Consider the following 23,907-nt stretch of genomic DNA (forward strand, 5'->3'; position numbering starts at 1 on the left):
TAAATGAAGAAACAAAGGAAAATCTACACCTTTTTACTTTCGCTGCTTCTGGCGTTTTCGCTTCTGCTTCCGGGCAGTATCGTTCCGGTGGAAGCAGCAGGCGGCGACATGGCGGTGCACTTTATTGATGTAGGGCAGGGACTGGCGATCCTCGTGCAGTCGGGCGGAGAAAATCTTCTCTATGATGGTGGAAACCGTTCTCATGCAGATGAGGTGGTCCAGTATCTTAAAAATCAGGAAGTAGAGACGATCGATTACATGATCTCCTCTCACTATGATGAGGATCATCTGGGAGGACTTGTCAAATGCCTTGATAATTTTGAGGTGGATCATGTTCTGGGTTCCGACTATGTGCACACATCGGACCTTTTTAATACGTTTATGAATACGGCGACAGCGAATGCGATCACTGTCGAATATCCGGCTGTCGGTGATACTTATGAATTTGGGACCGGCAGTTTCACGGTCATGGCACCTTCCGGAATCTCCAAGAACAGCAATGACAACTCTGTTGTGATCCGTCTTGTCAATGGCGACAACAGCTTTATGTTCATGGGAGATGCGGAGGAGACAAGTGAGCAGGATATGATCAGTACAGGAATGAACCTGGACTGTGATGTGCTCTGTCTCGGTCATCATGGTTCTGCATCTTCTACTTCATGGGATCTTCTGGAAGCATCGACTCCATCCTGGGCAGTGGTAAGCTGCGGCAAAGGTAATTCCTACGGTCATCCGACTGCGGAGACAATGGGAAAACTTTCCGACATGGATATCCCGGTATTTCGTACCGATGACCAGGGAACCGTGATCGCAGTTTCTGATGGAAGTACGATCAGCTGGAACCAGGAACCGTGCAACGATTACAGTTCCGGAGATGAGAGCACTGGCAGCAGTTCAGGTTCTTCTGATGCAAGTACAGGTTCAGGTGTGCGTTATTCTGGCTGGTCAGACAGCTCACAGATTTCGGACAACAGCACCGAGACTGCAGACACGACTGACACCCAGGGAGCCATGGTCTGGATCTCTGCAACAGGAAGCAAATATCACAGCATTCCAAACTGCGGAAATATGAACCCGGACAATGCAAGACAGGAAAGTGAATCACAGGCACTCAGTGAAGGTTATGAAGCCTGCAAAAAATGCTGGTAAAAACGAGAATCAGATTTCCTGATAAAAATCCCGTACATAGTGCATAAACTGGCGCACATGCGGTTTCAGGATCCGGTTTTTGCTGTAAACAATATAAAAACTTCTTTTATGAACAGATTCTTCTAATGGAAACAGAAGGATCTGTTTTGTTTTTTCCAGATCTACGGCAGAACGGGCAGAGAGGATTGAGATGCCAAGTCCGTTGACGATAGATTTCTTGATGCTTTCCAGATCGTTCATTCGGGCGATCACATTGAGGTCAGAAGGCGTGATGCCGATCTTTTCCAGAAAAAGATCCATCTCTTTCTTGGTGCCGGAGCCTTTTTCACGGATGATGATCGGATCTTCCAGAAACTGTTTGAAATCGACAGGATCTTCCTTGAATTTCAGGTAGTGTTCTGTGACAGGCGTGGCGATCACGAGGGTATCCTGACAGAAAGGAATAAAGACACAGCTCTCATCTCCGGTATTCTGCCCGACAAGTGCAAGATCGACAGTTCCGTCCAGAACGCGGTGGATCGCTCCCTCACTGTCCGTCTGGATGGAATGAAAATAAATATCCGGGTGGGAGCCTCCGAAACCTGCGAGCAGTTCCGGCAACAGATAAGAGGAAGGAATCGTGGAGGCTGCAAGGTCGATCATGTGCTTCTGCGCCCCTGTGAAGTTGTCGAGAAGGTTGTTGCGGATCTCAAGCATCCGGACTGCACTGTCGTAGAGCTGGTAGCCTCTGGTGGTGACGGTGGTCTTTTTTGTCGTGCGGATGATGAGTTTGGAGTGAAGCTCTTCTTCGAGGGAGCGGATGTGTGCGCTGATGGTTGGCTGTGTCAGATAAAGTCGTCTGGCAGCTTCGGAGAAACTGCCGTAATCGACGACGGCGACAAAGGCTTCTAACTGTTTGAATTCCATAAATCAAAAATCTCCTGAAAAGTGAATCTTCTAAATAATACGATAATGATACGCTTATTGTGAAATCCCTGTGATCTCTGCAAGTGCATGAAGGGCAGTGTCCACTTCTTCCGGGGTATTTTCCGGACCAAAGGAGAAGCGGAGCGTACCGGCAGGATATGTGCCGAGGGTTTTGTGCGCACTTGGGGCACAGTGGAGACCGACGCGGGACATGATCCCGTAAGTATCGTCCAGTTCAAAGGCGGCACGAGCCATATCCACTTCAAGTGTCTGGATCGAGACGACGGCACAGCGGTTCTGGGTGTCTTTGTGTCCGATCACGCGAAGGCTGGCCTCAGCCGGGTCGAGGGTGAGGATTCCGTCAATGAATTGTTTCGTCAGCGTGAGTTCATGCTGGAAAGCCAGATCCATTGAACTGTTCTCCAGATCATCAAGCGCGGCGTGAAGACCGAGGATCCCGGGGATGTTCGGCGTTCCCGGCTCGAAGCGGTCCGGGAGGAAATCAGGGACTTCTTCAGTATGGGAAATACTTCCGGTGCCGCCACTTAAGAGTGGTTCGATCTGAGAAGCAAGCTCGCTGCGGATCAGGAAACCGCCGATCCCCTGCGGTCCACGGAGTCCTTTGTGCCCGGTGAAAGCGAGCGCATCAAGCTTTAATTCTTCCATATCGATCGGAAGTGTACCGGCAGTCTGTGCACTGTCCAGGACAAAAAGCAGCCCATGTTTCTGGCAGAAGGTGCTGATCTCCTTAAGCGGCATGATGGTTCCGCATACATTGGAAGCGTGGAGACAGACGAGAAGTCTGGTATTTGGTTTCACGAGCGCATCTGCTTCTGAGAGAATCAGATTTCCTTCATGATCGCACGGAATCCTGTCAAAAGTCACTCCCTGTCTCTGAAGCTGCACAAGCGGGCGCATTACTGCATTGTGCTCCATCGAAGTGACCAGCACATGGTCGCCTGGTTTCAGGATCCCCTTGAGGAGAATATTAAGGCTCATAGTGATGTTCTGGGTGAAAATCACATTTTTGCCCCTGCCGGATGTGAAATGGAAAAGCCGGCGAAGCTGTTCTCTTGTTTCAAAGATCTGTTCTTCTACGGAATAGGCAGCCTGATACCCGCCGCGTCCGACATTGACCGCACAGCCGGAGAGATACTGATAAACAGCATCAGCCACAGAAGGAGCCTTTGGAAAAGAAGTGCTTGCCTGATCCAGATATATTTTTTTCATAAAATTACCTCACGTACTTTTATTAGATCATAATTCTGAGTATATCATAATTTATAAATATTATCTATAAGTAGATATAAAATACGACTATATTTAATTGGTGAAAAATGCTCAACAATGGTATGATAATACAAAGAAAATATGCTGATACCAAAATCTTTCAGCATTGAGAGAAAGGGAGGTTATTCACTAATGAAAAAAGAAAAAACAACAATTGTTGTGGCTGGCGTGATCATCGGTGTGATCGCAGCCATGCTGGTATTCTTTGGAAATCCGGCAAACATGGGATTCTGTATTGCCTGCTTCCTCCGTGATACCACAGGTGCGCTCGGACTTCATTCCGCAGCAGCCGTACAGTACATCCGTCCGGAGATCATCGGACTTGTGCTGGGTGCATGTATCGTGTCACTGATCACCAAAGAGTTCCGTCCAAGAGGCGGTTCTGCACCGGTGACAAGATTTGTCCTGGGTGCTTTTGTTATGATCGGATGTCTGATGTTCCTTGGCTGTCCGTTCCGTATGATCCTGCGTCTGGCAGGCGGTGACGGAAATGCCATCTTCGGCCTGGTTGGTTTCGCGGCAGGTATCCTGACAGGAACATTCTTCCTCAAGAAAGGATACACTCTGAAGCGTTCCTACAAGATGCCGAAACTTGAGGGAAGTATTTTCCCTGCAGTTCAGATCGTGATGCTGATCCTTCTTGTGGCAGCACCGGCATTTATCCATTTCACAGAGCCGGACGGCGGCCCTGGAGCAAAGCATGCGGCAATCCTGATCTCATTGGCAGCAGGGGTGATCGTTGGTATCCTTGCACAGAGAACCCGTCTCTGCATGGTCGGCGGAATCCGTGATGCAGTTCTGTTTGGCGAGTTCAAGCTTCTGTTTGGTTTTGTTGCGATCCTTGTCAGTGCATTGATCGTAAATGTGGCACTTGGATATTTCCATCCGGGATTTGCCGGTCAGCCGATCGCACATACAGATGGTTTGTGGAATGCACTTGGCATGTATCTTGCAGGTTTTGGCTGTATCCTTCTCGGCGGATGCCCGATGCGCCAGCTCATTCTCTCCGGTGAGGGAAATACAGACTCTGTTGTGACCGTTCTCGGCCTGATGGCAGGAGCTGCTTTTGCCCACAACTTCGGTCTGGCATCTTCAGCAGATGGCCCGACAGCAAACGGCAAGATCGCAGTTGTGATCGGTATCATTGTTGTAGCAGTGATCGGCGTGGTCAATTCCAGGCGAAAAGAAGCCTGAAAGGAGATAAAATATGAAAAGAGTAGATGCAAGAGGACTGTCCTGCCCGGAACCAGTCATCCAGACAAAAAATGCCATGGCGTCCAGAGAAGCTCAGTATGAAGTTCTGGTAGACAATGTGGTGGCAAAAGAAAATGTCTCCCGTTTTGCGATCCATCAGGGCTATCAGGTCGAGGTGGAAGAACAGGGCGATGATTTCCTGCTCAGGATAAAGAAATGATGAAATATATAGCGACGTTTTATTCTCATTATGGTGCGATCCAGTACCGGAAGAACTGTGAGAAGATGGATCTGGAGGCGGTTGTCATGCCGGTTCCCAGAGACTTGAGTTCTTCCTGCGGAACCTGTGTGCGCTTCGAGGCAGAAGGGGAATTCCCGGAGCGAAACGAAGAAGTGGAACAGATCGTCCGGATCGAAGATTCAGGATATGTGCGTATCTATCATGCAGATGAAGAATAAAAAATATTAAGAGGAGCTTTCGGGCTTCTCTTTTTTTGACGTGAGATTGTACGAAAATGTAAATTCGTGTATACTAGGGATAAAATAAAAACCGCATCAGGTTTAGAGATGCGGCACAGAATCAGGAGTGACAAAAATGAGAGAAAAACTGACAAAAAGAGATGTAGAAAAAATAGAAGAAGAGATCGAGCACCGTAAGCTGGTTATCCGAAAGGAAGCCATCGAGGCGGTCAAGGAAGCGCGTGCGCAGGGCGACTTGAGTGAGAACTTTGAATACTACGCTGCAAAGAAACACAAGAACCAGAACGAGAGCAGAATCCGTTACCTGGAGAGAATGCTCAAGACAGCAGAAGTCGTAGAGGATACTTCTAGGTCAGATGAAGTGGGCATGGACGATATCGTAGAAGTCGAATTCGAGGAAGATGGCGAAGTGGAGAAATACAAACTTGTCACTTCCATTCGCGGAAATTCGATGGAAAACCGTGTCAGCATCGAATCCCCGATCGGCAAAGCCCTCAAGGGACACCGCGTCGGAGACAGAGTCAAAGTGGAGGTGAACGAAAATGTAAGCTACTACCTGCGCATCCGCTCTATCGACAAGACAGGCGATGAAGGAGAGGATATCCGAAGCTTCTGACAGAAAAAATCCGCCAAAAAGAGCCTTTTTTCTGTGAAATTCGATTTTACAAAGATTTAACATAAAACTGGTGAGAACTTTACACGATGTCAATATGATGAAACCATATTAAATCTGAGCAAAGGAGAACATTATGGATTTTTTCAGTATATTAACATTGTTGGGCGGTCTTGCCATGTTTTTGTATGGAATGCAGGTTATGGGTGATGGTCTGGCAAAGGTATCAGGAGGTAAACTGGAGCAGATCCTGGAAAATTTAACTTCCAGCAAATGGAAAGCAGTACTTCTCGGAATGTGCGTGACAGCAGTCATCCAGTCCTCATCTGCAACAACTGTCATGGTAGTCGGATTTGTAAACTCAGGAATCATGAAACTGACACAGGCAGTCGGCATCATCATGGGTGCGAATATCGGAACTACCATTACTTCCTGGCTTCTGAGCCTTACAGGAATTGAGAGCAGCAACTTTTTTATCAGCCTTCTGAAACCGAGTTCTTTTTCACCGGTCCTGGCACTGGTCGGAATCAGCCTTCTGACTTTTACCAAAAGCTCCCGTAAGAAAGATATCGGAACCATCCTTCTGGGATTCGCAGTGCTGATGTTTGGTATGGAATCTATGAGCGGCGCAGTAAAACCTCTGGCAGATGTACCGGAATTTACAGGTCTTCTCCTTAAATTCTCCAATCCGGTAGCAGGAATCCTTGCAGGTACGATCCTGACTGCGATCATTCAGTCTTCCTCCGCATCTGTCGGTATCCTTCAGGCACTCTGTATGACAGGTGCAGTTCCATTCAGCTCTGCATTCCCGATCATCATGGGACAGAACATCGGTACCTGTGTGACCGCACTTCTGTCTGCGATCGGCGCAAACAAGAATGCCAAGAGAGCAGCAATGATCCATCTGTACTTTAACCTGATCGGAACGATTGTGTTCATGTCACTGTTTTATCTTATCAATACTGCTGTGCATTTTCCATTTATGACACAGATGGCGACACCGGCAACGATCGCGATCACGCACAGTGTCTTCAATATCACAGCGACACTTGTATGGCTGCCATTCTCCAATCTTCTTGTGAAACTTGCCTGTCTTACCATCCGTGATGACAAGTCCGATGAAGTCAGCAAGGAAGATCAGGAGTTCATGATCCTCGAATCCAGATTTCTGGAAAAACCGGCTTTTGCCGTAGAACAGGGAAGAAATGCAGCAAAACATATGGAACGCGATTCCCGCAAGGCTCTGGATATCTCTCTTGGACTGCTTCGCGACTATCAGGAAGAACAGGCAGAACGAGTTCAGAAGATCGAGTCAAAAGTAGACCGCTATGAGGATGAACTGGGAACTTATCTGGTGAAACTGAATAACAAAGACCTCTCCGAAAAGGACAGCCACAGCGTTTCCATCATGCTTCACTGCATCGGTGATTTCGAGCGTATCTCAGATCATGCGGTAAATATTATGGAATCCGCAAGAGAGCTTCACGAAAAGAATCTCAGTTTCTCGCCGGAGGCCAGAACGGAACTTCAGGTTCTGGTCAGTGTAGTCGGCAGGATCGTAGATACTGCATATGACGTATTCGACAAGCAGGATATGAACCTCACCCGTGATGTAGAGCCTCTGGAAGAAATGGTGGATGAGCTGAGCAGGGAGATGAAACGTCGCCATGTCAACCGTCTGCGTTCCGGAGAATGTACGATCGAGATGGGATTTATCCTCACAGACCTGCTCACCAGTCTGGAACGTATCGCAGACCATTGTTCCAACATCAGCGTCTGCGTAACACAGGTAAGAGAGAATCTTTATGATACACACAGTCATCTGGAGAGCCTCAAAAACGAACCAGATGAAGGCTATTACAATCGTCTGGAAGAACTGCAGAGAGAGTATGTACTTCCGTAAAAGATACACACAGTAACGGCAGATTCCGGACAGAAAGGGAAATAACAGTTACAACAGAATGATCTATTGTGTAGAAGATGAAAGAAATATCAGAGAGCTTTTGATCTATACCCTGGAAACGACAGGATTTTCAGCAAAGGGTGTGTCGAATGGGAAAGAACTCCGGGCACTTCTTAAAGAAGAACTCCCGGATCTTATCCTTCTGGACATCATGCTTCCGGGGGAAGACGGATACAGCATTCTCGAACGGCTCAAAGCTTCACAGGAGACCAAAAATATCCCGGTGATCATGGTCACGGCAAAAGAAGCCGAATTTGACAAGGTCCGCGGGCTGGAAGCAGGAGCTGATGATTATATCACAAAACCTTTTGGAATGATGGAATTTGTCGCCAGAGTAAAGGCGGTCCTGCGCCGCTGTTCCAGACAGGAGGACGACAAAGAACTGAAATGTCAGGATCTGGCACTGTCTGTCGGAAAGCACAAAGTCTGCTGGAAGGGCGAAAAGATCGAACTGACACGTAAGGAATTTGAACTTCTTCAGTATCTGATGGAAAACAAGGGACTGGTCATGACGAGAAATCAGATCCTTTGCCATGTATGGGGATATGATTTTGACGGTGAGACGAGGACAGTCGATGTACATGTCCGTACCCTGAGACAGAAGCTTGGGGAAGCCGGAAATCTGGTCGAGACGGTTCGAGGCGTAGGCTACCGGATCGGAGCATAAAAATGAGAAAAAAGATATTAAACCATACCTGTCTGCTCGTAGTCCTGTCAGTGCTTATGACATTCCTTGCAGCGAGTCTGGTCATGTACAGCAAGTATAATGAAGATCTGAAGCAGAGCGTCCGGGACAGTACAAAATACATCCAGGACAGCGTAGAAAAGATGGGCGAATCCTATCTGGACAAGGATCTTGGCAAAGCTTCCGCTGCCCGTATCACACTTCTGGACAGTGAAGGAAATGTTTTGTTTGATTCACTGGAAGATCCGACGGAGCTTGCCAATCACAGCAACCGTCCGGAATTTATTCAGGCAGAAAAAGAAGGCTATGCGGAGACTCTGCGTTATTCAGAGACACTTTCAAAGCAGAATTTTTACTGTGCGGTGAAACTTTCCAATGGAGATATCCTCCGTGTGGGAAGAACGACAGACAGTGTCTTTTCGACAATGGTCTCCAGTTCGGCACTTTTTGGTGCGCTTTTGCTTCTGATTCTGGTGCTGGCATTTATCCTTGTCCGGAAACAGACACAGGACCTGATCGAGCCGATCAATACACTGGATCTGGAACATCCGCTTGGAGAAGTCCGCTATGAGGAACTGCGACCTCTTCTGGAGCGTGTAGATGAGCAGAACCACCAGATCGCGAAACAGATGGAAGAGCTCAAGGAGGCAGAGGCTGTCCGCAGGGAATTTTCTGCGAATGTTTCTCACGAGCTTAAGACACCGCTGATGTCGATCTCCGGTTATGCGGAGCTGATGATGAACGGGATGGTTCCGGGAGACAAGATACAGGAGTTTTCCGGAAGGATCTACCACGAGGCAAGCCGTTTAAGTACATTGGTGACAGATATCATCCAGTTGTCGAGGCTGGATGAGAAGGATAGCGATATGCCATTTGAGCCGGTGGATCTGTATGAGCTGTCAGAGGATATCGTCCTTCATCTGGACAGTGCAGCATCAAAGAAGAATATTCAGTTACAGCTTGAGGGAGCGTCAGTTTCCGTCGAGGGTGTGCGTCAGGTCCTCTATGAGATGCTGTACAATATTGCGGACAATGCAGTGCGCTATACGAATAAAGATGGAATCGTAAAGATCTTTGTAGGGCAGAGAGGAAGCCATCCGTACTATCGCGTGGAGGACAACGGAATCGGCATTCCGAAAGAGGAACAGAAGAGGATCTTTGAACGATTCTACAGAGTGGATAAGAGTCATTCCCGGGAAACCGGTGGAACGGGGCTTGGACTTTCGATTGTAAAGCACGGCGCGATCCTTCATAACGCAGAGATCGTTCTGGACAGCGAACCAGGGCAGGGCACAAAAATGGAGCTGGTCTTTTGACAGACTGGCTCCATTTTTGTGCGTTGTAAAAGAAATAAATTTGAAGGCGAAATCAAAGATCCATCTCGGAAAGGGCTGCTTCATCAGCGATGATCGTGCAGTCCGGATGGAACTGAAGGATAGATCCCGGAACTTCTGGTGTGACAGGTCCCTGGATCACCTGTTTCAGGATCGCGGCCTTATCCTTGCCGCTGACAAGAACGATCAGCTTACGGCAGCGCATGATGGTTCCGATCCCCATAGTGTATGCCTGACGAGGAACATCTTCTTCGCTGGCAAAGAAACGCTTATTTGCCTGGATCGTTGTTTCAGTGAGGTCAACACAGTGTGTCTCATCTTCAAAATGGTCGGATGGTTCGTTGAAGCCAATGTGACCGTCGTGGCCGAGACCAAGAAGCTGGATGTCAGCCGGTCCGACGCGGTGGATCAGTTCGTTGTAGGCCTGGCAGCACTTTTCGCTGTCAGTTTCCGTACCGTCCGGAACATAAGTATTGGCATAAGAAATGTTCACGCGGTGAAAAAGATGCGTATTCATGAAATAACGATAGCTCTGTTCATGGGAACCTGGAAGTCCCTTATATTCATCAAGATTTACAGTGGTGATCTGTGAAAAATCCAGGTCGCCGTCCTGGTACATTTCTACAAGGCGGTCATAAGTGCCGATCGGTGAAGAGCCGGTGGCCAGACCAAGAACACTGTCTGGTTTCAGAGTGATCTGGGCTGCGATGAGATTGGCAGCTTTGCGGCTGAGTTCCTGATAATTCTTTACTTTGCAGATCTGCATGGTAAGTCCTCCCCGTCCAATTAAGGACAATTGTATTTTTATATAGTTTTTACCTTCATAAATATTAATTCTGACGCTGTGGGCGTTCAGACAGTGCCTTGATAGAAGTGGCGTATTCTGTCGGTGTCATTCCGGACAGTTTCTTGAACTGTCTGGAAAAATAATGGATCGAAGAATAACTCAGGAAATCGGAAATCTGCGTGAAATTCATTTCGTTTTCCCGGATGAGCTGTTTGGCAAAGTCGATCTTCATCCGTGAGAAAAATTCGATCACACCACACTGATATTCTTCGCGAAAAAGTTTCTGCAGCTGTGAGCGCCCGATCATATTGTTCCTTGAGATATCCTGGATCGTCAGGGTTTCCCGGACATGCTGTTCCAGGTAGTGGATGATCTTGCGGCAGGTATCAGAAGTTGTCTGGCAGGGATCGTAGATCCCGGCAGAAGCGGAATAATGTGCGATCGTATAACGCCGGATCACGTGGATCAGAAGCTCCTCAAGGTAAAGTGTCAGAAGCTGCTGGGAACCGAAGGAAATCTCAGGTTTCTTGATCATCTGCTCCAGATAAGGATCGTCCAGAGGTGTTTCAAAACAGTTCCGCGCCTCTGCGATGATGCGTCCGAGGATGCTCCGCTCTGTTTCTGAAAAAGTGAGTATCTTATTTTCAAAAAATTCCATGCACGGCGAATCACAGGAAAATGAGATCACGATGATGCTTGGAGCGGTTTTTCCTGTAGCTTTCAGTGTGTGAAATTCATTTGGGCGGTGAAAGATGACCTGACCACGGGAGAGGGTGTGGCATCCATTGTCTGTAACAACCTCGGCAGCACCGGTGTCCACGCATTGAAATTCCCAGAAGTCGTGGCGTTCGCCGTCAAAATGAAAATCATTCTGATATTCGTAGTAATGGATCGTGTAAATGCTTTTTATGAAAAGTTCCTGGTCCAATGAGACACTCTGATAAGCCACGGGAAGACCTCCTTCATCCACTTGCATTTATTGATTTGTAATATTGTTCTTGGTTCTTATACTAATGAATTTGTGCGAAATAGTCAAATCATAATTGATATTATGCAAAAATATGATGTGATTGTGCAAATACTATTTCTAAAAAAACGCCCATATTAAATAATGGCTGCAGAAATTGAAAATTATTTGTTGTCATATTGGGATTTGTGGTGTACAGTTATTTTTGATTAAGAATACAGGAGGGCGAAAATGATGAAGAAACCAGTTTTAGTAGTAATGGCAGCAGGAATGGGAAGCCGCTATGGAGGTCTGAAACAGATCGATCCGATTGACAAAGAAGGTCATATTATCATGGACTTTTCCATTTATGATGCAGTAAGAGCTGGCTTTGAGAAAGTCGTATTTATTATAAAGAGAGAAAATGAACAGGCATTCCGTGAGGCAATCGGGGATCGTCTGAGCAAACAGATCGAAGTAGCGTATGTTTTCCAGGAACTGACCAATCTTCCGGAAGGTTATGCAGTCCCGGAAGGAAGAGTGAAACCGTGGGGAACCGGCCATGCAGTCTTAAGCTGTATCGATGAGATCGATGGACCTTTTGCTGTTATCAATGCAGATGATTACTATGGTGTACATGCATTCAAGATGGCATATGATTTCCTGACTTCTGAGCAGGAAGAAGGAGATGTTTACCGTTACATGATGGTAGGATACCGCCTTGAGAATACCCTTACAGAGAATGGTCATGTTGCCAGAGGTGTCTGTGTGACAGATGAGGAAGGTCATCTGATCAAGATCAATGAGCGTACCCATATCGAGAAACATGACGGCGGTACAGCATACACAGAGGATGACGGCAAGACATGGACCATGCTTCCGGAGGGCAGCATCGTTTCCATGAATATGTGGGGATTCTCAAACAGCATTTTGAAGGAACTTAAAGAACGTTTTAAACCATTTCTGGATGATGCGATCAAGAATAATCCGATGAAGGGAGAATATTTCCTTCCATTTGTTGTTGACGAACTTCTTCAGGAGCACAAAGCAACTGTCAAAGTTCTCAAGTCCGAGGATAAATGGTACGGAGTTACTTACAAAGAAGATAAACCAATGGTAATGGCTGCAGTTCAGAACCTGAAAGATCAGGGGCTGTATCCGCAGAATTTATGGGAGGAAGCATAAGTGGAGATCAGCAATACAGTACGTGAAGCGATTGACGGCTTCAAATTGCATGGTGAACTCAAAGAGTGCATCAGATATGGAAGCGGTCATATTAATGATACTTATCGACTGACTTACGAGACATCACAGGGAACGAAACGATATATCCTGCAGAGAATGAGCAGAAATATTTTTAAGAAACCAGTGGAACTGATGGAAAATATCAGCGGTGTCACTTCCTGGCTCCGCAAAAAGATCATCGAGAATGGCGGCGATCCGGAACGAGAGACACTGACACTGGTAAAAAGCCAGACAGGTCTTCCGTATTTTGTGGATTCTGATGGAGAGTACTGGAGAGTCTATCTCTTTATTGAGGGAGCGACCTGCTACGATGCAGTAAAGGACGACAATGATTTCTATCAGAGCGCAGTAGCATTCGGACATTTTCAGCAGCTTCTGGCAGATTATCCGGCAGAGACACTTCATGAGACGATCAAGGATTTCCATAACACACCGGACCGCCTTAAGAAATTCAAGAAAGCTGTTGCAGAGGATGTCTGTGGAAGAGCAGCCTCTGTCCAGAAAGAAATTGATTTTATCCTGGAGAGAGAAGAACTGACACATGCACTGTATGATATGCAGCTTGACGGAAGACTTCCGCTTCGTGTAACACATAATGACACCAAGCTGAACAACATCATGATCGATGACGCGACAGGCAAAGCAATCTGTGTGATCGATCTGGATACAGTCATGCCGGGACTGACAGCGAATGATTTCGGTGATTCTATCCGCTTCGGAGCAAGCACAGCTCTGGAGGACGAGAGAGACCTTTCCAAGGTGTCCTGTGACCTTCATCTCTTTGATGTTTATGCGAAGGGATTTATCGAGGGATGTGGCGGTGCGCTGACAGACCTTGAGATCGAGATGCTTCCGATGGGAGCGATCCTTATGACATTTGAGAATGGAATCCGTTTCCTGACAGACCATCTGGAGGGAGATCATTACTTCCATATCCACAGAGAGGGACATAACCTTGACAGATGCAGGACCCAGCTTACTCTTGTAAAAGACATGCAGGAAAAACTGCCGCAGATGAATGAGATCATCAGAAAATATAAATGATTTTTACAATAAAAAAGCTTCGGAACTTTGAACAGGTTCCGAAGCTTTTTGTTGTATATATCAGCCCTTTACACCACCGGAGGTAAGACCACCGACAAGATGTTTCTCGATCAGTATAAACAGGATGATGACCGGTACTGTTGCAAACAGTGAGGATGCAAACAGATACTGCCATTCTACCATGTTGTAACCGTTGAAGATCGTAATACCGACCGTCAGAGGTTTGAAGACATCTGTTGAGATCAGAGTCAGTGCGACTGTATATTCATTCCATGCGTTGATAAATACGAAGATCAGCGCAGTTACGATACCAGGTGCGGCGACTGGAAGAAGGATGCGGATCAGGGCAGAAACCTTGCCACAGCCGTCAACTGTTGCAGCCTGTTCCATTTCAGGTGAGATAGAAATAAAAGTACCGCGCAGCAGCCAGATCGCGAATGCCTGGTTGAATGCTGCATTGATAAATACAAGACCAACGAGACTGTCTGTCATACCGAAGGTTGACATGATCTTGTAGATACCTACCAGAAGGACTACAGGAGCAAACATCTGGGAGATGATAACGATACCCAGGAAGATCTTTTTGCCCTTAAACTTCATTCGTGCAAGTGCATAAGCTGCAGGAATACCACATACGATCGCGATCAGAGTGGAGCCACCTGCAACGATCAGGGAGTTGATGAAATATCTGGAAAGTGGAGCCAGTGTCCAGATATCCTTGAAGTTCTGCCAGAGCCAGTGGATCGGGAGAAGTGTTCCCTTGGTTGCGTAGATTTCTGCACGGCTCTTGGCGGCAGTCGTAAACATAACAAAGTATGGATACAGCGTAATCAATACGACCAGAATGACAAAAACATAAAGAAGAACCCGAAGGAGTGTGCTTTTTGTGTCGCGTGAATGTTTCATTAGTCTTCCTCCTCCTTTCTAAGTGAAAGTACCATATAAACAGAAGCGCATGCACACAGGATCAGGAATCCGATCACGGATACTGCAGCTGCTTCACCGGATTTGCCTTTGTAGAAAGCAAGTTTATAGAGATAGGTAACAAGGGTATCGGTACGGCTTGCCGGGTCGCCCTTGGTAATTGTCCATATGATAGGGAAGGAGTTGAATACATAAATGATATTCAACACAGTACTTACCGTCAGAGAAGATTTTACCAGCGGAAGTGTGATCTTGAACAGCTTCTGCCAGTAGTTGGCACCGTCAACGGTAGCCGCTTCATAATAAGAGTTGTCGATACTCTGCAGACCGGAAAGGACACAGAAAGTAACAAATGGTACAGTAACAAAAATACCTACAAAAATTTCCCATGCAAAATATGCTTCCGGGGTAGGAGTCCAGTTGACCGGACTGGAGATCAGTCCAAGTTTCAGTAAAAGGGTGTTCAGTGCACCGTAATCCTTGTCAATGATGAATTTCCATACGCCTGCCTGGATGATCAGGGAAGTTGCCCATGGAAATACAACAATAGCACGGACTGCTTTACGGAAACGGAATTTGTTGTTCAGTACAAGTGCAAGAATGAAACCAAATACAGTAGAAAGTACAACTACAGCAATGGTCCATACGAGAGTATTTTTCAGGACTATTTTAAAAGTAGATCCTTTCAGGACTTTGGTAAAATTGTCAAGTCCGCAAAATCCTTTTATCAGACCTGCTTTACTCACTTCACTCATTGAAGTACGAAAAACTTCAAAAATAGGAAAGAGTATAAAGATTGTCATAAGAAGGATACTGGGAAGCAGCCACAGATATGGCTCCACAGCAGCCAGAGGTTTCTTTTTTTTCATATTTACACCACCAAATCATTTGCTCAAAAGAATCGGGAGCCGGTCACTAATGTTCCGGCTCCCGGTTAAGTCGTATCTAAATCTGGGATCAGCCTGCAATATCAGCCTGAAGATCATCAAGCAGTGTCTGAACGTCGTCGCCAAGGAGTGCGTTCTGCTCTACTTCGATAACGCCCTGCTTTACATCTGCCCATTCAGTCTTGGTTGCCGGGTAGAAGTTGCAGCTCTGCAGGATATCGATCCAGGATGAATAAGTTTCGTCCTCTTTTGCAAGAAGATCTGCTGCTGTCTGAGTGGTTGGAAGGAATCCTTCGTATACCATGTAATCAGCGTAACGAGTGTCATCATAGAAGAAGTCAAAGAACTTGGTGATGGCAGCTGTACGAGCTTCCTGATCCTCAGCGGAGTCATCCTTGAATACTTCAAGACGGTCGCAAACGCCCATTGCTACGGATTCGCAGCCCTCATTTGCAGGGATTGTTGTTACATCGTAGTTAATGTCATATCCACCATCGGAGAGATAGGTAGGAATGTTGTTCGGTCCGATCATCATGGCAACTTTGCCTGCACCAAACATATCCTGAAGGTCATAACGTGTTTCGTTAGCCGGATCGGAGTTGGTGTATCCATCGTTTACAAGACCGAGTGCGAAGTTCAGAGCTTCTACGTTCTTGTCGCTGTTGAGTGCCCAGTCACCATTTTCATCAACGAATCCGCCGCCGTTGTTCCATGTATAATAAGAGAATGCAGCCTGACCTTCGTCAGTTGTCATATCAATACCCCATGGATAAACGTCATCGCCGAATTTATCTTTGATCTTCTTTGCTGCGTCCTGAACTTCTGCCCATGTGGTAGGAACGGTAGCACCTGCTTCTTCAAGGATGTCCTTGTTATAGAAGAGTGCACGGCAGGATGCCAGGATCGGTAATGCGTATACAGTATCATCAATTGTGCTTGCTTCCCAGAATGACGGGAAGAATTTGGACTGAAGATCTTCAGAAGCATATTCTGTTGCAGGCATCAGCAGATCGTCAGCCACATAATCTGCAAGAACGTCGATATTCAGAATATCAGGTGCGTTGTTGTTTGCAACCAGTGTATTTACTTTGGTATAAAGATCGTTCCAGGAAACAATTTCGATGTTCAGATCAATATCTGAGTTTTCAGCTTCGAAATCCTTTTCGAACTGGGACCACCACGCCTGGGTCTGGGTACCATACTGGCTGATGATGACATCCAGAGTTGTCTTGTCGTCTGCTGCGAGAACAGGCTGAGCCATTGTTGCTGTCATTGCCAGTACCATAGCTAATGCGATTTTACGTTTCATATGAAAGTCCTCCCTTTTGTTTGGTGAAACTGACAGAACCGTCAGTTTGGTTTCGTGATAATCACGAATGTATTAGGCTGATTATACCGTTTATAAGACTAAGTGTCAATAAAAATAGACAAAAAAAGACTGAAAATACAAAAAAAACAATGTATATTGCATAAAGAAAAGTATTGACAAGTTGCACAAAGATTCAAAATCAGAATCTCCAAAACAGAAGTTTCATAACTGCATCAGGTAATAGGTAAAATATGTGGGAGTTTTAGTAAAATATGCGGGATGTTTGGGGAAAATATTGTGAAAAAAATAAAACAGTGCTACAATGTCACCGTAGTAAAACAAAAGCAAATGTCAGGAGGAGCAGATCATGGCAATTTTAGTAACAGGCGGAGCTGGCTTTATCGGAAGCCATACCGTAGTAGAGCTTCAGAACGCAGGATATGACGTAGTAGTACTGGATAACTTAAGCAACTCCAGCGAGAAGAGCCTTGAACGTGTAGAAAAGATCACAGGAAAACCGGTTAAATTTTATAAAGTAGATATTCTTGACAGAGAAGGACTGAACGAAGTTTTTGAGAAAGAGGATATCGATTCCTGTATCCATTTCGCAGGTCTCAAAGCAGTTGGAGAATCTGTTGTTAAACCATGGGAATATTATGAGAATAACATTGCAGGTACACTTACACTGGTTGATGTGATGAGAAAACATAATGTCAAAAATATTATTTTCTCCTCTTCCGCAACTGTATACGGCGATCCGGCGATCATCCCGATCACAGAGGAATGCCCGAAAGGACAGTGCACCAACCCTTATGGATGGACCAAATCCATGCTGGAGCAGATCCTTACAGATATCCAGAAAGCAGATCCGGAATGGAATGTAGTACTTCTTCGTTACTTCAACCCGATCGGTGCTCACAAGAGCGGTCTTATCGGTGAGAACCCGAATGGTATCCCGAACAACCTGATGCCTTACATCACACAGGTTGCAGTAGGCAAGCTCAAAGAACTCGGCGTATTCGGAAATGACTATGACACACCGGACGGAACTGGTGTCAGAGATTACATCCACGTAGTTGACCTTGCCAAAGGACATGTAAAGGCTGTCCAGAAACTGGAAGACAATTCCGGACTCAGCATCTACAACCTTGGTACAGGTAAAGGATACAGTGTTCTTGACATTGTTAAGAACTTTGAAGCTGCAACAGGCGTTAAGATCCCATACTCTATCAAACCTCGTCGTGCCGGTGATGTTGCAACATGCTATTCCGATGCAACCAAGGCTAAGAAGGAACTTGGATGGGAAGCAGAGTACGATATCAAAGATATGTGTGCAGATTCCTGGAACTTCCAGCAGAAGAACCCGAACGGTTACGAAGACTGATTTTTATAAATACCATATATAATAAGAAACACCCCGGCAGAACGTATTCACAGCGTTCTGCCGGGGTGTTTTGTTTTGAAGAGATTTAGTGATATTTCTTTTCTTTTTCGAATTTCGGTTCACAGGTCAGCTCAATGCCGAGTTTGCGGAATTCCCAGATATCCACGGATGACAGCATGACAGAAGTATGTGCCTGGCATCCCTTGAGTGTGTGGAGCTGTTCCAGAGCCTTACGTGCTTCCGGGTTATCAGCGGCACTGACAGAAAGTGCGATCAGGGTTTCATCTGTATGAAGTCTCGGGTTCTTGCTTCCGAGATATTTGGTCTTGAGTTCCTGGATCGGATGGATCGCCTCCGGTGAGATCACATGATGCTCATGGTTGATGCCTGCGAGTTCCTTGAGTGCATTCAGAAGAAGTGCAGAGGAAGCACCGAGAAGGTCGGAAGTCTTTCCATAAACAATGCGTTCGTCAGGAAGTTCAAGGGCAGCAGCCGGTGCACCGGTCTCCTGTTCTTTGGCAAGGCTGGCAGGAACAACTTTGCGGTCATCGAGGGATGCGTGAGCCTGTTTCAGAAGAAGTTCGATCTTGCGTACTTCTTCTTCAGTACCGTCGCCTGTGAGAAGGGCATCGCAGCTCTTATAGTAACGGCGGATGATCTCCTGGCGGGAAGCTTCACAGCATACTTCGTCATCAACGATGCAGTTTCCGGCCATATTGACACCCATATCTGTAGGGGATTTGTAAGGGCATTCTCCCATGATCTTTTCAAACATTGCCTGGAGAACAGGGAAGATCTCTACGTCACGGTTGTAGTTGACGGTTGTCTCACCGTAAGCTTCCAGATGGAACGGGTCGATCATGTTGACATCATTAAGGTCTGCAGTAGCAGCCTCGTATGCCAGATTGACCGGATGCTTGAGCGGAATGTTCCAGATCGGGAAAGTCTCGAATTTGGCATAGCCGGCAGCAACGCCGCGTTTGTATTCATGGTATACCTGGGAAAGACAGGTTGCCATTTTTCCGCTTCCTGGTCCTGGTGCGGTGATGACTACGAGAGGTCTGGTTGTTTCGATATATTCATTTTTGCCATATCCTTCATCGCTCACGATCAGCGGGATATTGCTCGGGTATCCTGGAATACTATAATGGAAGTAAACTTTGATGCCGAGTTTTGCAAGGCGGTTTTTAAAGAGAATAGCACTTTCCTGTCCGGCGTAGCGTGTGATGCATACACTTCCTACATAGAGACCGCGCTCTGTAAAAGCATCGATCAGACGAAGTACATCCTCATCGTAAGTGATTCCGAGGTCACCGCGCATTTTGTTCTTATCAATATCAGAGGCGCTGATGACAATGACAATCTCAGCCTGGTCGCGGAGCTGCATGAGCATGCGGAGCTTGCTGTCCGGCTCAAATCCTGGAAGAACACGGGATGCATGGTAATCATCAAAAAGCTTTCCGCCGAATTCCAGATAGAGCTTGTTGTCAAATTTGCTGATACGGTCGCGGATGTGTTCGGACTGCATAGTCAGATACTTTTCATTATCAAATCCAATTTTCATTTGTCGATTTCCTTTCCATCACAGTTAGCTATAGTAATTAGTTGGGTCTAGCTATCACGTGGATAGTATACTACAGTTATTGTTCACAGGCAATATCCCATTACTACAAACATTCACAGTTTTTCAGTTGATTTATAATAGAAATCTCTTTATAATATAGAAGATAACAAGAGGAGGAAAAGAATGAACGATCATATGGATAAGCGTCCGGATGATAAGCGTCCGAACCGAAATAACCCAGGAAATCAGGGACCGAACAAGAATCGTCAGACCATTCTTGGATTTTTGATCTGTCTCCTGATCAGTTTAGTTTGTCTGAGTTTTGTGACAGATATGATGAGCGATAAATCCAGTGAGATCACATATGATAAATTTATCGAAATGGTAGATAAAGATCAGATCAAAGAAGTGACACTCCAGTCCGGAGTGCTGACTGTCGTTCCAAAACTTCAGAAATCTTACCAGAAAGAAAGCTATAAGGTCAACCAGATGGAGGATACCAGTGCACTGACGCAACGTCTGGAAGGCAAAGGAATTATTTTCAAATATGAACAGCCTGATGTGATGGGAGAGTTTGTATCTACCATGATCAGTCTGCTGCTTCCGACGGTAGTGCTGTTCTTTATGCTGATGTATCTTATGCGGCGAATGAACAAAGGTAGTGGCGGCGGCATCATGGGAGTCGGCAAGAGCCGTGCCAAAGCCTACATTCAGAAGGAAACAGGTGTTCTTTTTAAGGATGTAGCAGGACAGGAGGAAGCCAAGGAATCTCTTCAGGAGGTTGTTGATTTCCTGCACAATCCGGGAAAATACACGCAGATCGGTGCGAAACTTCCGAAAGGAGCCCTTCTCGTAGGACCTCCGGGAACAGGTAAGACCCTTCTTGCGAAAGCCGTTGCAGGAGAGGCAAAGGTACCGTTCTTTTCACTTTCCGGTTCCGAATTTGTCGAGATGTTTGTCGGTGTCGGAGCTTCCAGAGTCAGAGATCTGTTTGAGGAAGCCAAGAAGAATGCACCGTGTATCGTGTTTATTGATGAGATCGATGCAATCGGTAAGAGCCGTGATTCCAGATATGGCGGCGGCAATGACGAGCGTGAGCAGACACTGAACCAGCTCCTTGCAGAGATGGATGGTTTTGATACTTCCAAGGGCCTTCTGATCCTGGCGGCAACCAACCGTCCGGAAGTACTTGACCCGGCACTTTTAAGGCCAGGACGTTTTGACCGACGTATCATCGTAGATCGTCCGGATCTCAAGGGCCGTGTAGAGATCCTCAAGGTCCATGCCAAGAATGTCATGCTGGATGAAACTGTGGATCTGGATGCGATCGCACTGGCTACTTCCGGGGCAGTCGGATCTGACCTTGCCAACATGATCAACGAAGCTGCGATCCTTGCTGTCAAGAACGGCCGAAGGGCTGTCTCACAGAAGGATCTTCAGGAATCCGTAGAGGTTGTCCTTGTCGGCAAAGAGAAGAAAGACCGTATCTTAAGCGTGCAGGAGAGACGTATCGTTTCCTACCACGAAGTAGGACATGCACTTGTGAATGCTCTCCAGAAGGATGCAGAACCGGTGCAGAAGATCACGATCGTTCCGCGTACCATGGGAGCACTCGGTTACGTTATGCAGGTTCCGGAGGAAGAGAAATATCTCAATACCCAGAAGGAACTCGAGGCTATGCTGGTTGGATACCTTGGAGGACGTGCGGCTGAGGAGATCGTATTTGATACTGTAACGACAGGTGCAGCCAATGATATCGAGCAGGCGACCAAGGTTGCCCGTGCAATGATCACCCAGTATGGTATGTCACAGAAATTTGGTCTGATGGGACTTGCAACACAGGAGAACCAGTATCTTTCCGGTCGTGCAGTCCTTAACTGTGGTGATGACACAGCGACAGAGATCGACCACGAAGTAATGCAGCTCCTTCATTATTCCTATGAGGAAGCCAAGAGACTTCTGAACGAACACAGAGAAGCACTGGACAAGATCGCTGAGTATCTGATCCGCAGAGAGACGATCACTGGCAAGGAATTCATGAAGATCTTCCGTGCAGTCGAGAGAGGACTTGAGATTCCGGAAAACCTTGACGAACTTCCGGATTTTGACAAGAAAGACGAGGAAAAGCAGCCAGAGACAGAAGTGGATACTCCTGCGAAGGTAAATCTTTCCAAGGAAGCTCTGGCAGAGACAGAAGCGGAAGTCCCTGAGAATCAGGAGACACCAGAAACACCGGCAGAGATTCCGTCCCAGGAAACAGAATCAGAGACATCAGAAGGTAGCAGCACAGAGGCTTAATAAAGGAGCCGCGATATGTTTCAGATTGAAGAAGAATTAAAGAAGCTTCCCGCAAGACCGGGTGTGTATATCATGCACGACGAGCGGGATGCGATCATCTATGTGGGCAAGGCGATCAGTCTCCGCAACCGTGTACGGCAGTATTTTCAGAGCAGCCGCAACAAGGGTGCCAAGATCGAGCAGATGGTCACCCACATATCGAGATTCGAATATATTGTTACAGATTCTGAACTGGAAGCACTCGTTCTGGAGAGCAACCTTATCAAAGAGCACCGTCCGAAATATAATACGATGCTCAAGGATGACAAGAGCTATCCGTTTATCAAGGTCACGGTGCAGGAGGCATATCCCAGAGTTCTGTTTGCCAGGCAGATGAAGAAGGACAAAAACAGATATTTTGGTCCCTACACCAGTGGCGGTGCGGTCAAGGATGTGATCGAGCTTGTACGCAAACTGTACCAGGTTCGTTCATGCAGCAGGAACCTTCCACGCGACTGTGGTAAGGACCGGCCGTGTCTGTATTACCATATGAAGCAGTGTACAGCTCCCTGTACCGGACATGTGGATCAGAAACAATACAGGGAAAACATCCAGAAGGTGCTCAGCTTTCTGAATGGTGATTTTCAGGATACGATCGACGAACTCACAGACAAGATGATGACAGCTTCCGAAGAAATGCGATTCGAAGATGCTGCCGGATATCGTGATCTGATCCAGAGCATCCGCAAGATCGGAGAGCGTCAGAAGATCACTGCCTACGGAGAAGAGGACCGCGATATCATTGCTGTGGCGATGGATGAGAGCCTTGATCTCAGAGAGCAGGATGCCGTTGTCCAGGTTTTCTTTATGCGAAGCGGCAGGATGATCGGCAGAGACCATTTTTATCTGAGAGTTGCGCGGGGGGATACCCGTTCGCAGGTTTTGTCCAGTTTCCTCAAGCAGTATTATGCGGGAACACCGTTTATACCAAGAGAGATCATGCTTCAGGCTGAGATTGAGGACAGGGAAGTGATCGAGGAATGGCTGACTTCCCGCCGGAAACAGAGGGTTCATATCGTAATCCCGAAGAAGGGTACCAAGGAAAAAATGGTAGAACTTGCCTGGGAAAATGCCCGCATGGTTCTGGATAAGGACCGCGAGCGGATCCGCAGGGAGGAAGGCAGAACGATCGGAGCTGTCCATGAGGTAGAGGAATGGCTTGGACTTACAGGAATCAGCCGTATGGAGGCGTTCGATATCTCCAATATCAGTGGTTTTGAGTCCGTTGGTTCCATGGTAGTCTATGAGAAGGGCAAGCCGAAGCGGAGCGATTACCGCAAATTCCGGATCAAGTCTGTTCAGGGGTCGAATGATTATGCCAGTATGGAGGAAGTTCTGACGAGGCGCTTTACACACGAGAGTAATGGAGAGTTTGACAGTTTTGCGAGAATGCCGGACCTGCTTCTGATGGATGGAGGCCGAGGACAGGTCAATATTGCACTTGGGGTCCTTGAGAATCTGGGTATTGATGTTCCGGTCTGCGGAATGGTCAAGGATGACCACCATCGCACCAGAGGACTTTATTATAATAATGTAGAGATCCCGATCGACACAAACAGTGAGGGATTCCGGCTGATCACCAGGATCCAGGATGAAGCACACCGCTTTGCGATCGAGTATCATCGTTCTTTGAGGAGTAAAGAACAGGTTCACTCGATCCTGGATGATATTCCGGGAATCGGAGAGCGCAGAAGAAAGGCTCTGATGCGCCGTTTCCGCTCGATCGCGGCGATCAGGGATGCTTCTGAGGAAGAACTGGCGCAGACAGAGTCCATGAATGCAGGAAGTGCAAAACAGGTGTATGATTTTTTCCATCGGCCAGATAATCCGGCAAATGAGAAATAAAAAGGCACTTGAAATATATAA

21 protein-coding genes are annotated in these 23,907 nt (G+C 46.8%); 13 read left to right on the forward strand and 8 right to left on the reverse strand.

What is annotated here, in order from left to right; all coding sequences use genetic code 11:
- The first annotated feature begins 3 nt into the window (after positions 1–3).
- The gene (locus tag WMO75_RS10095) at positions 4–1,149 is read left to right on the forward strand and encodes a ComEC/Rec2 family competence protein (RefSeq protein WP_022215108.1); all 1,146 of its coding nucleotides are present in this window, start codon (positions 4–6) and stop codon (positions 1,147–1,149) included.
- Between the two features lie 9 nt (positions 1,150–1,158).
- Here WMO75_RS10095 and WMO75_RS10100 read toward each other — a convergent pair whose 3' ends face one another.
- Both WMO75_RS10100 and WMO75_RS10105 read right to left on the reverse strand, forming a co-directional pair.
- Positions 1,159–2,055, reverse strand: coding sequence for a selenium metabolism-associated LysR family transcriptional regulator (locus WMO75_RS10100; protein WP_303217549.1), 897 nt, complete (start codon positions 2,053–2,055; stop codon positions 1,159–1,161).
- A 54-nt stretch (positions 2,056–2,109) separates the two neighbouring features.
- The gene (locus WMO75_RS10105) at positions 2,110–3,285 is read right to left on the reverse strand and encodes an aminotransferase class V-fold PLP-dependent enzyme (protein WP_173905863.1); all 1,176 of its coding nucleotides are present in this window, start codon (positions 3,283–3,285) and stop codon (positions 2,110–2,112) included.
- Positions 3,286–3,426: 141 nt separating this feature from the next.
- Between WMO75_RS10105 and yedE the strand changes: the two genes are divergently transcribed.
- The 7 genes from yedE to WMO75_RS10140 all read left to right on the forward strand — a co-directional run bounded on the left by yedE (position 3,427) and on the right by WMO75_RS10140 (position 9,596).
- The gene (yedE, locus tag WMO75_RS10110) at positions 3,427–4,539 is read left to right on the forward strand and encodes a YedE family putative selenium transporter (RefSeq protein ID WP_349077978.1); all 1,113 of its coding nucleotides are present in this window, start codon (positions 3,427–3,429) and stop codon (positions 4,537–4,539) included.
- Positions 4,540–4,552: 13 nt separating this feature from the next.
- Positions 4,553–4,759, forward strand: a complete 207-nt coding sequence (locus tag WMO75_RS10115; RefSeq protein ID WP_022215112.1) for a sulfurtransferase TusA family protein — start codon at positions 4,553–4,555, stop codon at positions 4,757–4,759.
- The gene (locus WMO75_RS10120) at positions 4,756–4,998 is read left to right on the forward strand and encodes a putative Se/S carrier protein (protein WP_173905861.1); all 243 of its coding nucleotides are present in this window, start codon (positions 4,756–4,758) and stop codon (positions 4,996–4,998) included. The genes WMO75_RS10115 and WMO75_RS10120 overlap by 4 nt, the downstream gene beginning before the upstream one ends.
- A 136-nt stretch (positions 4,999–5,134) precedes the next feature.
- On the forward strand, positions 5,135–5,635 hold the full coding sequence (gene greA / locus WMO75_RS10125) for a transcription elongation factor GreA (protein WP_291581005.1): 501 nt from the start codon (positions 5,135–5,137) through the stop codon (positions 5,633–5,635).
- Positions 5,636–5,768: 133 nt separating this feature from the next.
- Positions 5,769–7,535, forward strand: coding sequence for a Na/Pi cotransporter family protein (locus tag WMO75_RS10130; protein ID WP_227222575.1), 1,767 nt, complete (start codon positions 5,769–5,771; stop codon positions 7,533–7,535).
- 58 nt (positions 7,536–7,593) lie between these two features.
- On the forward strand, positions 7,594–8,262 hold the full coding sequence (locus WMO75_RS10135) for a winged helix-turn-helix domain-containing protein (protein WP_022215116.1): 669 nt from the start codon (positions 7,594–7,596) through the stop codon (positions 8,260–8,262).
- 2 nt (positions 8,263–8,264) lie between these two features.
- Positions 8,265–9,596 carry a sensor histidine kinase gene (locus WMO75_RS10140; RefSeq protein ID WP_173905858.1) on the forward strand — a complete coding sequence of 444 codons (1,332 nt, stop codon included), beginning with the start codon at positions 8,265–8,267 and terminating at the stop codon, positions 9,594–9,596.
- Positions 9,597–9,648: 52 nt separating this feature from the next.
- On the opposite strand, the gene nagB is transcribed toward WMO75_RS10140, so the two are convergent.
- Both nagB and WMO75_RS10150 read right to left on the reverse strand, forming a co-directional pair.
- On the reverse strand, positions 9,649–10,380 hold the full coding sequence (gene nagB, locus WMO75_RS10145; protein WP_349077979.1) for a glucosamine-6-phosphate deaminase: 732 nt from the start codon (positions 10,378–10,380) through the stop codon (positions 9,649–9,651).
- Between the two features lie 64 nt (positions 10,381–10,444).
- Complete coding sequence (locus WMO75_RS10150; protein ID WP_118699188.1) at positions 10,445–11,350, reverse strand: AraC family transcriptional regulator; 906 nt, start codon at positions 11,348–11,350, stop codon at positions 10,445–10,447.
- Positions 11,351–11,602: 252 nt separating this feature from the next.
- On the opposite strand from WMO75_RS10150, the gene WMO75_RS10155 reads away from it, so the two are divergent.
- A complete protein-coding gene (locus tag WMO75_RS10155) occupies positions 11,603–12,532 on the forward strand; it encodes a sugar phosphate nucleotidyltransferase (protein WP_118253325.1) in 930 nt (309 codons plus the stop codon).
- Positions 12,533–13,636 carry a phosphotransferase enzyme family protein gene (locus WMO75_RS10160; RefSeq protein ID WP_435378305.1) on the forward strand — a complete coding sequence of 368 codons (1,104 nt, stop codon included), beginning with the start codon at positions 12,533–12,535 and terminating at the stop codon, positions 13,634–13,636. It begins immediately after the preceding gene.
- Positions 13,637–13,696: 60 nt separating this feature from the next.
- Here WMO75_RS10160 and WMO75_RS10165 read toward each other — a convergent pair whose 3' ends face one another.
- The 3 genes from WMO75_RS10165 to WMO75_RS10175 form a co-directional block, all read right to left on the reverse strand.
- A complete protein-coding gene (locus WMO75_RS10165) occupies positions 13,697–14,542 on the reverse strand; it encodes a carbohydrate ABC transporter permease (RefSeq protein WP_118699187.1) in 846 nt (281 codons plus the stop codon).
- Positions 14,542–15,429 carry a carbohydrate ABC transporter permease gene (locus WMO75_RS10170; protein WP_118699186.1) on the reverse strand — a complete coding sequence of 296 codons (888 nt, stop codon included), beginning with the start codon at positions 15,427–15,429 and terminating at the stop codon, positions 14,542–14,544. The genes WMO75_RS10165 and WMO75_RS10170 overlap by 1 nt, the downstream gene beginning before the upstream one ends.
- Before the next feature lie 88 nt (positions 15,430–15,517).
- On the reverse strand, positions 15,518–16,756 hold the full coding sequence (locus tag WMO75_RS10175) for an ABC transporter substrate-binding protein (RefSeq protein WP_118699185.1): 1,239 nt from the start codon (positions 16,754–16,756) through the stop codon (positions 15,518–15,520).
- 367 nt (positions 16,757–17,123) lie between these two features.
- Here WMO75_RS10175 and galE point away from each other — a divergent pair, with 367 nt between their 5' ends.
- Positions 17,124–18,140, forward strand: coding sequence for a UDP-glucose 4-epimerase GalE (gene galE / locus WMO75_RS10180; protein WP_118699184.1), 1,017 nt, complete (start codon positions 17,124–17,126; stop codon positions 18,138–18,140).
- An 85-nt stretch (positions 18,141–18,225) separates the two neighbouring features.
- Here the strand turns inward: galE and WMO75_RS10185 are convergent, their stop codons facing one another.
- The gene (locus WMO75_RS10185) at positions 18,226–19,704 is read right to left on the reverse strand and encodes a DUF1846 domain-containing protein (RefSeq protein ID WP_118699183.1); all 1,479 of its coding nucleotides are present in this window, start codon (positions 19,702–19,704) and stop codon (positions 18,226–18,228) included.
- A 183-nt stretch (positions 19,705–19,887) separates the two neighbouring features.
- On the opposite strand from WMO75_RS10185, the gene ftsH reads away from it, so the two are divergent.
- Both ftsH and uvrC read left to right on the forward strand, forming a co-directional pair.
- Complete coding sequence (gene ftsH / locus WMO75_RS10190; protein ID WP_118253297.1) at positions 19,888–22,002, forward strand: ATP-dependent zinc metalloprotease FtsH; 2,115 nt, start codon at positions 19,888–19,890, stop codon at positions 22,000–22,002.
- A 15-nt stretch (positions 22,003–22,017) separates the two neighbouring features.
- The gene (uvrC, locus tag WMO75_RS10195; protein WP_118699182.1) at positions 22,018–23,886 is read left to right on the forward strand and encodes an excinuclease ABC subunit UvrC; all 1,869 of its coding nucleotides are present in this window, start codon (positions 22,018–22,020) and stop codon (positions 23,884–23,886) included.
- Positions 23,887–23,907 lie beyond the last annotated feature (21 nt).

Source organism: Blautia intestinihominis (assembly GCF_040096655.1).
Taxonomy (GTDB): Bacteria; Bacillota; Clostridia; order Lachnospirales; family Lachnospiraceae; genus Blautia_A; species Blautia_A intestinihominis.